The organism is Paenibacillus sp. FSL R5-0912 (assembly GCF_000758605.1).
Classification (GTDB): domain Bacteria; phylum Bacillota; class Bacilli; order Paenibacillales; family Paenibacillaceae; genus Paenibacillus_AQ.
Genome location: NZ_CP009282.1, coordinates 6,165,723 through 6,177,526 on the forward strand (window position 1 = coordinate 6,165,723; position 11,804 = coordinate 6,177,526).

The following is an 11,804-nucleotide window of genomic DNA, read 5'->3' on the forward strand; positions in this document are numbered from 1 at the left end:
CAGTAAGTATTTAAACACATCTATCTGTCTCAAGCATTATTCGAATATGAAGTCACAAAATGCAGCGTTGAAATGCAGTGTTCAAAATTGCAGAGCCCAGATTGCATTAGCGGAATAGCGGAAAACAGGCCGATGCTATCTGAGCCTCGTTGTTTCATTCCAGCGGCAGAGCTCCTGCACCAGCCCTTCGATCGTCGCTTCGTCCGGGAGCAATCCTGGAGTCAACCCGGCCTCCACAGCAGTCTGTTCGGTTACCGGACCTATGCAGGCGATTTTGACCCCCGCCAGCAGCGTCAGCGGATCTTCCAGGCCCATCCGTTTCAGGATAGAGATGAAGTTGCGCACCGTGGAAGAGCTGGTGAAGGTGACCGCATGAATCCGTTTCTCTTCGAGCAGCTTCACCAGTTCCATATCATCTTCACCAGTAACCACAGTCTCATACGTATCCACTTCAGTCACTTCCAGCTCCAGCTCCCTCAGCTTGCCGGGCAGCCACTCGCGCGCCAGATCGCCGCGCGGCAGCAGCACCTTCTGCCCCGGCTGCAGCTGATCGCTGAAGGCTTCAATCAGCCCTTCTGCCTGGAACCGTCCAGGCAGCTCTTCGGCGAGCAGCCCGCGCGCGGCAAGCGCCTCAGCCGTAGCCGGTCCCACCGCGCAGATCCGCGCGCGGTGCAGACCGCGCAGATCCGTCTTCAGCTGCGTCAGATGCCGCATGAAGTAGTCCACGCCGTTCGGACTGGTGAAGAACACCCAGTCGTACTCTGGAAGCCGGCCAAGCGCTGAAGCAATCTCTGCCTGCTTGTCCGCATCACGCTGCATAACCGTCTCAATGACAGGGAACTCATACGGTTCGCCGCCAAGCTCCTCGATCCGGTCTACCAGTTCGCTGGCCTGGCTGCGGGCCCGCGTCACTACAATCCGCTTGCCGAACAGCGGCATCGCTTCAACCCACATGAGATGCTCCCGCTGGAGCACTACATCGCCGACAACGATAACGGCCGGCGGCTGGAAATCGGCCGCCTTGACCTTCGCTTCAATGTCGGCAAGCGTGCCGGTCAGTGTCTCCTGATCGGCACGTGTCCCCCAGCGCACCAGCGCCACCGGCGTTTCCGGCGGACGCCCGTGCTTCATCAGCTGGGCGCTGATATATCCGATTTTGGCGACGCCCATCAGGAACACCAGGGTTCCTGTGGCGTTCGTCACCTTATCCCAATGAATGGAATGATCCAGCTTATCCGGGCTCTCATGTCCGGTAATGATCGACAGGGAAGACGCAGCCTCCCGGTGGGTTACCGGAATACCGGCGTACGCCGGGACGCTGATAGCCGAGGTAATACCCGGCACAATCTCGTAGTAGACGCCATGCCGGCGCAGCAGCTCCGCTTCTTCACCTACCCGGCCAAAAATCACCGGGTCCCCGCCCTTCAGACGCACTACCGTTTTGCCCTCCAGAGCGAGATCAACCAGCAGCTGATTAATGTCCTCCTGCTTCATCGTATGGCGGTCCGGCAGCTTGCCTACGTATATTTTCTCCCCGCCCGGCTTCATCCACTTCAACAGCCTTGGACTCGCCAGCCGGTCATAGACCACCACATCTGCCTTCTGGATACACTCCAGACCTTTGACCGTAATCAGCTTGGCATCCCCCGGACCTGCACCTACAAGATAAACCTTCCCCGCCATCTCCGTCATCCCCTTATCCCCTTATCCCTGAACATCCTGTCCCTTTACATCCGCCAAAATCTTCTCTGCGCCCCTGGCAATCAGCTTGCGTGCAACCTCCGCACCGAGCTGCACCGGATCCTTCCCGGTACAGGTTTCTTTAAGGATTACCGACCCGTCCGGTGTTCCCACCATTCCGGTTAAAGTGATTAACAGGCCGCGGTCTTCAGAAGTCCCGCCGGAATGAATAGTCCCGATTGTTCCCGTTGTCCCGGCCTTCTCCGTCTCCAGCACAGCGTAGGCGCCGATCGGCACCTGACAGCCGCCGTTCAGGGCGCCGAGGAATGTGCGCTCCGCCGTCACCGTAAGAGCGGTGCGCTCATCATTGTAGAGCGCGAGCAGCTTGCGCAGCTCCTCATCGTCCTCACGGCATTCGATGCCGAGAGCTCCCTGGCCCACAGCGGGCAGACAGATTTCCGGCGGCAGATACGCCGTTGCCCTGTCCTGCCAGCCCATCCGCGACAAGCCAGCCGCTGCCAGCAGAATCGCGTCGTATTCGCCGCTCTCCAGCTTCTTCAGCCGCGAGTCAATATTGCCGCGTACCGGCTCAATAACCAGATCCGGCCGGAGCGCCGCCAGCTGGCTGGAGCGCCGCAGGCTGCTTGTGCCTACCCGCGCGCCCTGCGGCAGATCCTCAAGGCCGGCTCCGCTGCTTGAGATCAGGCAGTCACGTGGATCGACACGCTTCGGCACTGCACCGTTAATCAAGCCTTCCGGCAATTCGGAAGGCATATCCTTCATACTATGTACTGCCATATCGATTTCTTTGACCAGCATGGCCTGCTCAATTTCCTTCACAAAAAGACCCTTACCGCCCACCTTGGACAGGGTGACATCAAGAATCCGGTCGCCTTTGGTAACAATCTTATGCACCTCAAAAGTAAAATCAAAGCCATGCTCCCCGCTAAGCCGCTCCAGATCGGCAATTACATGCCCTGTCTGCGTCAGCGCCAGCGCACTCTGTCTGCTGCCCACAATAATCTTCCGCATGAACCATTCCCCCTGTTCAAGTTACCTGCACCTGCACCTGCACCTGCACCTGCCCGCCCTGTTTCCTGCACCATACCTCTCATTCGCTCATCCACGCCAATTTTGCCGAAATCAAGGGCACTTTTGCCCTTCATTTGCTCATCTGAGCCAATTTTTCTGGAATCAAGGGCACTTTTGCCCTTCATTTGCTCATCTGAGCCAATTTTTCTGGAATCAAGGGCACTTTTGCCCTTCATTTGCTCATCTGAGCCAATTTTGCTGAAATCAAGGGCACTTTTGCCCTTCATTTGCTCATCTGAGCCACTATTGCTGGAATCAAGGGCACTTTTGCCCTTCATTTGCTCATCTGAGCCACTATTGCTGGAATCAAGGGCACTTTTGCCCTTCATTTGCTCATTCGCGCCAATTTTGCTGAAATCAAGGGGATTTATACCACTAATTTGCTCATTTCGGCGGATTTGACCGACTCAAAGGGATATATACCTTTAATTCACTGCACAACAGTAGGCTTTTGCCATTCCAGTCACATTCCAGCGAATCCGTCCTGTTCAACGTTATAAACACATTCAATTAGTCCACTTATTCGTCCATAAGTTTTATCATTCGGCCGTTCGTCCATTCAATCGTCGATTCGATATGTGGGCTGTCAGCATCGACATTTCGTTAGGGAACACTTCAGTAGCACGATTCAATCGACAACTTGAGTCAATTTCTGCCGCTGCTTATGTCTTTGCAGACTTAGTTTGAAGCAGTCTTAATGATTGCCGAATTCGTTTTAAAGCAGCCAGAGCAGATGCAAACTAATCCGAAATCGCAGCAGTTATACTTGTTGCCTGCTCCATCTGCTGGTTTGATCTACGCCGTTTACCTACTCCATCCGCTCGTTCCATCTACGCCTCCCGATGAACTGCTCCACCCACTCACTCCATCTACACTTCCCAATGGCCGACTCCACCTGATCATTCCGCTTACTTCTCCCGGTTACACTCAATCCAGGCTTCGACCTCTCCAGCTGTCCATGGTATAAAGGTGCCCTGCCGCATCTCATCCAACACATCAAGCTTCCCCAGCCTCCGCAGCAGCCGGGCGCGAATCTCAGCTACAGGCTCCAGCCGCTTGATTTCGGTGCGCAGCTCGTGCAGGAAATCCAGATAAGGCTCGTATTCCTCGCCCAGCAGTCCAGCGATCTGCGCCGTGATCTGCGCAGTAGCGGACGGTCCCGCCCCGGAGGTCGAGACCGCAACCGTCAACCGCCCCCGCCGAAGGATACCGGGCGTGATGAAGCTGCCCGCCTCGGCGTGGCTGGCCACATTGACCGGCAAGCCCAGCACCCGGGCCTCCCCGGCCACCGCTTCATTCACCGCCCTGTCGCTGCTGGCGGCATAGACCAAGACAGCTCCCGAGAGATCTCCGGGAGCATAGGGGCGGCTGACCCATTGCAGCCGCCCCTCCGCAGCCGCTGCGGACAACGTCCCGCTAAGCGCAGGACTGACAATCACGAGCTCCGCTCCTGCCTCCAGCAGCGGAGCCGCTTTACGTTCAGCCACAGCTCCGCCGCCGATCATTACCACCATTCTGCCCTGAACATCCAGCATAATGGGCAAATATCTGCTCATCCCGCCTCACTCCAGCATCTGAATATCAACTATACTCCACACCACAATAATCCAGCTTGCTCAACTAAGAAATCCGTCCCAGGTTGCCACTAATGCAGGACAGCAGTCCGGCGCGCATTAGATTAACTTACTCATTAACCGCCCATTATCACTTCAGCACAGTTGCTCGCTTCGTTATCCACCATAACACTTTAGTTCAATCACTGGCTCCATAGCCACTATAGTACTCCATGCAATCGCCTGCGCTCCTTAGCTGCCACAACATGCCCGCATAACTTCCCGTTTCTTGCCTGTACATTCCAGCATAACCTCTTGCTTCTCATCCACCTGTGCTCTCGAGCACAATTCAGCCGCCTCTACACTTCAGCACACCAACGCCTCTGCACGTCAGCACACCAGCCGCCTCTACACTCCAGCATACCAGCCGCCTCCAGCACTCCAGCACACCAGCCGCCTCTACACTTCAGCACACCAACCGCCTCTGCACGTCAGTACACCAGCCGCCTCTGCACGTCAGTACACCAGCCGCCTCTACACTCCAGCACACCAGCCGCCTCTACACTCCAGCACACCAGCCGCCTCTACACTCCAGCACACCAGCCGCCTCTACACTTCAGCACACCAGCCGTCTCCGCACTTCAGCACACCGGGTGCCTCCGCACTCCAGCACCCGGCTCGCCAACTTTACTACCCGCCCCAGCCATGGAACTCAGACCATGAATTCAGCAGGAAATTAAGAATAATAAAGCCATAGCCGGTGATGGCCCAGCGTGCCATCGCAGTGCCGCTTCTGCGGCCGGAAACCTTCAGTACTATATAGAGTATGTAGACTCCGAGGCCGGTAAGCGTAGTCAGCACTTTCAGATCCTGAAACAGCGGCGTCCGCCCTTCTGCAATAATCGATAAGCCAGCCAGAATAAGCGAGGCCAGCAGCAGCGGCACACCGGCAAGGATAGCGGTATACGAATATTTGTCCATTGTCTCTAGACTTGGGAACCTGCGGACACGGTCATCCCACTTCTTATTCTTAAGCTTGGTATGCAGAAACAAATACATTATCGCAAATACGGTCCCCAGTGTCAGTGCGGCAAAGCTCAAATTGGCCAAAATCACATGCATCGCCAGCCAGCCGTGCACCGCACTCCAGCTCTGCAAGGTATGATCCTCTGCGGTCAGCCATACCCGGTTCAGCAGAAACACGCTGAACCCTGCCATGCTGAGCAGCAGAATCGTAAACTCGCCGCCCCGCGTGTACGCAACGGCAAGCGAGATCACCACCATACTGAAGGAGAACCAGAACAGAAAGTCATACGGTGTGAAGATCGGCAGACCGCCCTCCTGGGAGAAGCGGATCGCCAGCCCCGTGAGCTGCAGCAGGCCCACAACAGCAAGAAGCCCTGTGCCCAGCCGCTTTCCGCCCGGATTGCGCCGAAGGCAATCCGAGAAAACAAACAGCAGGCTCAGGGCATATAGCAGCAGAGCGGCATCATATATTCCGTTCAGCAGTTGCATGTCGCTCACCCGCCCAGCAGGCCGGCCGGAGCAAACACGTTCCCCGGCACCGCGAACTTTCCGCCGGAGGATACTTCAGCAGGCGCCTCCTCAACCGGTACAGCACTACGGTCATCCGGACTCGGGTCCAGCTGCTCCTGCAGTGCAAAAATCTGGGTGAAGTACTCCAGAGCTTCATTCCCCTGCTTCCCGCCGGACAACTCCTTAATGACATTAATCGGATCATGCATCATCTGGTTCACAATACTTTTGGTCAAGCGGCGGATAACCTTGCGCTGATGCTCATCCAGTTCAGGCAGCTTGTTGAACAGGCTGTCCATCGTTTCTTCATATATCCCGTTCGACTTGTCCTGCAGCGCACGGATCACCGGTCTGACACCGAGCGTCTTCAGCCACAGCTGGAATTCATCCATTGCCTCACTAATCATCACTTCAATCTTGGCCGCTTCACTGCGGCGCATTTCCAGATTACTCTCCACAATGCCTTCCAGATCATCTATATCATAGAGGAAGACATCCGGCACACTTGCCGCAGCCGGATCAATATCGCGGGGCACGGCAATGTCGATCATGAACAGCGGCCGAGAAGGCCGGCGCTTCATCCCCTCAGCTACTTGGGCAGCCGTCAGCACATAACCGTCCGCTCCCGTGGAGCTGATGACTATATCCACTTCATCCAGACGTTTCAGCGCCTCTTCAATCGTGCTTGGCTTGCCCGAGAACTTCTCGGCCAGCTCCACCGCCCGGGACAACGTCCGGTTGGCGACAATAACCTCAGCCGCGCCGCTGCTGTACAGATGCTTGACCGTCAGCTCGCTCATTTTGCCGGCGCCGAGAATAAGCACTCTTTTGCCGGTAAACATGCCAAAAATCCGCTTGCCAAGCTCCACCGCCGCGTAGCTGACCGAAACCGCGCTTTCACCGATAGAAGTCTCGCTATGCGCACGTTTGCCGAGCGTCACCGCCTGTTTGAACAGCCGGTTGAACCACGTTCCGGTTACGCCCTCCGCCTGGGCAGTCAAAAAAGCACTGCGTACCTGTCCCAGGATCTGAGTCTCGCCGATCACCATGGAATCCAGGCCGCAGGTTACACGCAGCAGGTGTGCAATCGCCTGCTCGTCTTCATATATATACATATGCTGTGCAAACACATCACTTTTTACACCAAACCACTGCTCCATGTAGCTGCGGATGAAATAACCGCACATATGAAGGCGGTCCACGACCACATAAATTTCCGTCCGGTTACAGGTGGCGACTACGACCCCTTCCAGAACGCTCTTCGTCTGCATCAGCTGATGAAGCGCAGCAGGCAGATCCTTCTCGGCAAAAGCGAACTGTTCTCTCACCTCTACGGGAGCCGTACGGTAATTCAGGCCAACGACGACAATATGCATCGCTTGTTCACCATCCTAATCTCTATTCATTGGTGTAGGCACTGTTACTGCTTATTAGCATGTATTAGTATCAATTTCACAAGATCTCAAATCGCTGTGTTAAGTATATCACATCAAAATACGGCTTTTTGCAAAACCTTTGAACTATTTATGAATTGCAGATAATAATTATTATAAATAAAAATCCGCCAAAGCACCATGCTTTAGAATGGGTTATTTAGAGTTTTTTTATGAATCCGCTGGTTATCTGTATAACTCAAACACTTTAATGTCACCTTATATAACATTAAAACAAAATATTGACACACATTATTGCGAATGATAGCATATAACAAATCACATGCGTAATATTATATAACACAAACATTGAAAACAATCATTCAGAAACCATCCGAGTCACTAATATGTAAGATTCTCTAATTAAACCTCTCTTGTATAAGCTCGTTAATTTGGAATGAGCGTATCTACAGGCAACCGTAAATTGCCCCAGGCTACAAGAGGCCAGATAAGACACTGGAGCAACCAGTGAAGGGAACACGGCTAAGCCGGTCTTCTCCTCCTGACGTACCTGTCTTGTCCTGCGCCTCTTGGTCCTGGGGTTTTTGGCATTTATATTTGGCATTTATAATAGAAGGAGTGAGGGCAATGAGTGCATCCTACGCACGGTTAAGTGAATCGATCAGTCAAGCCAAGAATGTGAGGATCTACAAGAATAAAGATACCGCCTATGACTTTAAGCTGTACCCTTTCGGAGAACGAGGAACCTACATTGCCCCTGAGCTGATCAGTGAGATTACCGATAGTCTGGCAGAGGCCGTTACGGAACAATTCCCGGATTTCGATTACATCGTATCGCCTGAACCGGGCGGGCATACCTGGGGCATGCTTGCGGCCTACAAGCTGATGAAGCCGATGAACATTCTGCGCCTCAGTACAGAGCTGTATGAGAATTACGAGGTCAGCATCAAACGCGAGACGGCGTATAATGAGAATTATATTTATTTTGACGGCTTCTCTTCCGGTGACCGGGTGCTGCTGCTGGATGATGTCATTAGTTCAGGCGCTACCATCCGCTGCATCGCTGAGCAAATGTCCGTTATGGGCGTTGAGCTTGTAGGTGTGCAGGCGATTCTGGCTAAAGGTGAACACTACAAGCAGCTGGAAACGGACATTGGAGTGCCGGTAAGGTTTCTATCCCAGGTATGAAGTCTATAGAACTGCAATCGCAGAATTGATGAAATTATAACAGGGGAGTGACAAGCCATGGCTTATTATTATGAGCAGCCTTCAAGAACCTTCAGTGAGTTCCTGCTGGTGCCCAGCCTGACCACCAAAGAATGCATCCCGGGGAATGTCGATCTCCGGACGCCAGTAACCAAATTCCGCAAGGGTGAGACTCCGGCGCTGACGATGAATCTGCCTGTTACCTCTGCGGTAATGCAGGCGGTATCCGACCATAACATGGCGATTGCCCTGGCCAAAAGCGGCGGCATCTCCTTCATCTATGGCTCGCAGTCTATCGAGCAGCAGGTTGAGATGGTCCGCCGGGTCAAAAAGTTCAAAGCCGGCTTCGTCCTCAGCGACTCCAATCTGAAGCCGGAGGATACACTGCAGGATGTACTGGCGCTGAAAGCGCGCAGCGGCCACTCCACCATTGCCATTACGGACAACGGGGAACCGACAGGCAAGCTGATGGGCATTGTCACAAGCCGCGATTACCGCGAGAACCGTCTGCCGCCGGAGTGCCCGATTACTGAATTTATGACGCCGTTATCTTCACTAATCTATGCCGAAGAAGGCATCACCTTAACTGAAGCCAACGATATGATCTGGGATCATAAGCTGAACTGCCTGCCGATTGTTAATGCCAGCGGTCATCTCGTTCACCTTGTGTTCCGCAAGGATTATGACAGCCATCAGGAGTACCCGCTGGAGCTGCATGATGACAACAAACAGCTCATTGTCGGCGCAGGTATCAACTCCCGGGATTACAAAGAGCGCGTACCGGCGCTGGTGGAAGCCGGAGCAGATGTCCTGTGCATTGATTCCTCTGACGGTTATTCCGAATGGCAGGCCGAAACCATCCATTATATTAAGGATACTTTCGGGGAGAAAGTGAAGGTCGGGGCGGGCAATGTCGTCGATAAGGAAGGTTTCCTATACCTCGTGGAAGCCGGGGCGGATTTCGTCAAAGTCGGCATCGGCGGCGGTTCCATCTGTATTACCCGGGAGCAAAAAGGGATCGGACGCGGCCAGGCCTCCTCCGTCATTGAAGTCGCAGCCGCCCGCCAGGAATATTACGAGCAGACCGGCATCTATGTCCCGATCTGTTCCGATGGCGGGATTGTCCATGATTACCATATTGTGCTGGCGCTGGCGATGGGAGCTGACTTCGTGATGCTGGGCCGCTATTTTGCCAGATTCGATGAAAGCCCCGGACGCAAGCTGCTGGTCGGCGGGAACTTCGTCAAGGAATATTGGGGTGAGGGGTCGAGCCGCGCCCGCAACTGGCAGCGTTATGACTTCGGCAATGCTGACAAAGAGAGCAAGCTGGAGTTCGAGGAAGGCGTGGATTCCTTCATTCCTTACGCCGGACGGCTCAAGGATAATCTGGATCTCAGTATCAGCAAAATCAAATCAACCATGTGCAACTGCGGCTCGCTGACCATCCCGGCACTGCAGAAGCAGGCGAAGATAACACTGGTTTCCTCCACAACCATCTTTGAAGGAGGCGCACATGATGTTATGCTGAAGGAAAAGGACAGATCATCCTCCTGATCACATCCTAATCCATAAGGAGCGTCAACCATGACACAAATTACCAAAGTTCTGGTTAGCAAGAACCAGCTGCAGCAAAGAGTTCAAGAACTGGGCGCTGAAATATCGCGTGACTATGAAGGCAAAGAGCTTGTACTTATCGGCATTCTCAAGGGCGGCGCTGTATTCATGTCCGACCTGATGCGCGAAATCACTTTCCCGGTCGGCATCGACTATATGTCAGTGTCCAGCTACGGTGCAAGCTCCACCTCCTCCGGTGTCATCACGATCAAGAAGGATATCGACATGGATATCCGCGGCAAGCATGTCCTGCTCGTCGAGGATCTGATCGACACCGGCCTGACTCTGCAGCATCTGAGGCAGCTGTTCGCCCTGCGCGAAGCTGCAAGCGTCCGTATCTGTACTATTCTAAGCAAACCTTCCCGCCGCCTGGTCGAAGTTCCGGTCGAATACTGCGGCATTGACATTCCCGATGAATTCGTTGTCGGCTATGGTCTGGATTACGCCGAGCAGTTCCGCAATCTTCCTGAGGTATGGATTGTGGAGACGGGCGATTAGACTAGGATTAAGAAACCGTCAATTCTCCTATAGCTGGAGAATTGACGGTTTCTTTGTTCAGCAGAGAGATGGTTCCGCAACTGTCTCCCCTGTCAGAAACGGTCCCAGCAGCCGGATTTGCTCATAAGGTGCCAGCGGATTGGCAATCCGCCGCAGCATCAGCTCAGCCGCCCGCTCCCCTGCCTCCTGGACCAGCAGCGCCGGGCGCGACAAACCGGGACAAGCCTCCAGTTCCCCATGCTCCATCGCAACAATTGATATCTGCTCCGGAATATTAAGTCCCCATTCCTGCACCTTCCGCAGAATGGGCCAGGCTTGTCCATGATTCGCCGAGAGAATAGCCGTAGGGCTTCCTGTCTGAAGAATGGCCGATAAGTCAGCAAGCCATTGAGGATCAGCGGGGTTCACATGATACATCTGTTCAGCAGCGGAAATTCCCCGGCTTGCGCAGGCGGCCCTGAAGCTCTGATAGCGCAAGCGGAATCCCCTCTGTCCGTCCGGCTCACCCACGTACAGAATTCGGCGATGACCGCTGCGGCAGAGCGCATTTACCGCAAGAATGATCGCATGCTGGACATCCCAGATTACACTGTCCACCTCGGCCCCTTCGGGCGGGAAATTGATCATTACCTTCGGAAGACCAAGCTGCAGCAGAATGGTCTCCGCCCAGACGGGCAGCAGCGGCGATAGAAACAGTCCGTCGCAGTATAGAATGCCGCTCTCCTCCAGCCAGTCCGCCAGCTTGTCCGGCTGGTGTCCCTCAAACGGCAGCAATATGGATTGTACCTGATGGCCCAGCTCATCCATGCGCTGATGCAGACCATGGAACTGCAGATTCAGAAGAGAGTGGTCTGCAGGCATCAGCATGACGAACCGGCGGGGCTTGCCCGCCGCATAGGCAATGGATTCAGCGGCAAGCCCCGCTTCCTGCGCTTTGGTCGCATAATTCATTGCCCGGGCAGTAGCGAATACCCGCCTGCGGGTCGGTTCCGACATGCCCGGCAGCCCGCGCAGCGCTTTGGATACTGTGTACACGCTCAGCCCCAGGCGGTCCGCCAGATCGCGCAGCGTGACCGTTTTTCTCTTTGACACACGGCTTCCCCCTTTTACTTGGCCATTCCATTCTTCCATAGCTCTCCTGCAATGCAACCCCACAATCCCCTAAGTACAACTAAAATCAAGCTATAATCCCTTGTTCCTTATATCTATTATAAAGCTAAGCTCTATATAG

Annotated in this window: 10 protein-coding genes and 1 riboswitch; of the genes, 3 read left to right on the plus strand and 7 right to left on the minus strand. The window is 54.3% G+C overall.

The window, feature by feature from the left end; translation table 11 throughout:
* Positions 1-135: 135 nt before the first annotated feature.
* From cobA to hemA, 6 genes are all read right to left on the minus strand, one after another.
* Positions 136-1,683 carry a uroporphyrinogen-III C-methyltransferase gene (cobA, locus tag R50912_RS26025; protein WP_042243309.1) on the minus strand — a complete coding sequence of 516 codons (1,548 nt, stop codon included), beginning with the start codon at positions 1,681-1,683 and terminating at the stop codon, positions 136-138.
* 21 nt (positions 1,684-1,704) lie between these two features.
* Positions 1,705-2,712 carry a hydroxymethylbilane synthase gene (gene hemC / locus R50912_RS26030; RefSeq protein ID WP_042238893.1) on the minus strand — a complete coding sequence of 336 codons (1,008 nt, stop codon included), beginning with the start codon at positions 2,710-2,712 and terminating at the stop codon, positions 1,705-1,707.
* Complete coding sequence (locus R50912_RS26035; protein ID WP_042238895.1) at positions 2,667-3,101, minus strand: hypothetical protein; 435 nt, start codon at positions 3,099-3,101, stop codon at positions 2,667-2,669. Before R50912_RS26035 ends, hemC begins: the two co-directional genes overlap by 46 nt.
* 579 nt (positions 3,102-3,680) lie before the next feature.
* Positions 3,681-4,328 carry a precorrin-2 dehydrogenase/sirohydrochlorin ferrochelatase family protein gene (locus R50912_RS26040; RefSeq protein ID WP_042238897.1) on the minus strand — a complete coding sequence of 216 codons (648 nt, stop codon included), beginning with the start codon at positions 4,326-4,328 and terminating at the stop codon, positions 3,681-3,683.
* A 687-nt stretch (positions 4,329-5,015) separates the two neighbouring features.
* Positions 5,016-5,840 carry a cytochrome c biogenesis protein CcsA gene (gene ccsA, locus R50912_RS26045; protein ID WP_042238898.1) on the minus strand — a complete coding sequence of 275 codons (825 nt, stop codon included), beginning with the start codon at positions 5,838-5,840 and terminating at the stop codon, positions 5,016-5,018.
* A gap of 5 nt (positions 5,841-5,845) precedes the next feature.
* Positions 5,846-7,237, minus strand: coding sequence for a glutamyl-tRNA reductase (hemA, locus tag R50912_RS26050; protein WP_042238900.1), 1,392 nt, complete (start codon positions 7,235-7,237; stop codon positions 5,846-5,848).
* Positions 7,238-7,648: 411 nt separating this feature from the next.
* Positions 7,649-7,751: riboswitch (purine riboswitch) on the plus strand.
* Between the two features lie 131 nt (positions 7,752-7,882).
* Here hemA and R50912_RS26055 point away from each other — a divergent pair.
* The 3 genes from R50912_RS26055 to hpt are packed head-to-tail and all read left to right on the plus strand — an operon-like array spanning position 7,883 to position 10,573.
* Positions 7,883-8,443: a phosphoribosyltransferase gene (locus tag R50912_RS26055; protein ID WP_042238901.1), complete on the plus strand. Its 561-nt coding sequence runs from the start codon at positions 7,883-7,885 to the stop codon at positions 8,441-8,443.
* 57 nt (positions 8,444-8,500) lie between these two features.
* Entirely contained in the window at positions 8,501-10,015 is a 1,515-nt protein-coding gene (locus R50912_RS26060; protein WP_042238902.1) for an IMP dehydrogenase, read from the plus strand.
* Between the two features lie 30 nt (positions 10,016-10,045).
* On the plus strand, positions 10,046-10,573 hold the full coding sequence (gene hpt, locus R50912_RS26065) for a hypoxanthine phosphoribosyltransferase (protein WP_042238903.1): 528 nt from the start codon (positions 10,046-10,048) through the stop codon (positions 10,571-10,573).
* Positions 10,574-10,630: 57 nt separating this feature from the next.
* Here the strand turns inward: hpt and R50912_RS26070 are convergent, their stop codons facing one another.
* Positions 10,631-11,665 (minus strand): LacI family DNA-binding transcriptional regulator, encoded by a 1,035-nt coding sequence (locus R50912_RS26070; protein ID WP_197072985.1) that lies wholly within the window; start codon positions 11,663-11,665, stop codon positions 10,631-10,633.
* Positions 11,666-11,804 lie beyond the last annotated feature (139 nt).

What these genes read in the sequence shown, in the direction of transcription:
- cobA (WP_042243309.1), bottom strand. Translation starts at nt 1,683, where the DNA reads ATGGCGGGGAAGGTTTATCTTGTAGGTGCAGGTCCGGGGGATGCCAAG.
- hemC (WP_042238893.1), bottom strand. Translation starts at nt 2,712, where the DNA reads ATGCGGAAGATTATTGTGGGCAGCAGACAGAGTGCGCTGGCGCTGACG.
- R50912_RS26035 (WP_042238895.1), bottom strand. Translation starts at nt 3,101, where the DNA reads ATGAAGGGCAAAAGTGCCCTTGATTCCAGCAATAGTGGCTCAGATGAG.
- R50912_RS26040 (WP_042238897.1), bottom strand. Translation starts at nt 4,328, where the DNA reads ATGAGCAGATATTTGCCCATTATGCTGGATGTTCAGGGCAGAATGGTG.
- ccsA (WP_042238898.1), bottom strand. Translation starts at nt 5,840, where the DNA reads ATGCAACTGCTGAACGGAATATATGATGCCGCTCTGCTGCTATATGCC.
- hemA (WP_042238900.1), bottom strand. Translation starts at nt 7,237, where the DNA reads ATGCATATTGTCGTCGTTGGCCTGAATTACCGTACGGCTCCCGTAGAG.
- R50912_RS26055 (WP_042238901.1), top strand. Translation starts at nt 7,883, where the DNA reads ATGAGTGCATCCTACGCACGGTTAAGTGAATCGATCAGTCAAGCCAAG.
- R50912_RS26060 (WP_042238902.1), top strand. Translation starts at nt 8,501, where the DNA reads ATGGCTTATTATTATGAGCAGCCTTCAAGAACCTTCAGTGAGTTCCTG.
- hpt (WP_042238903.1), top strand. Translation starts at nt 10,046, where the DNA reads ATGACACAAATTACCAAAGTTCTGGTTAGCAAGAACCAGCTGCAGCAA.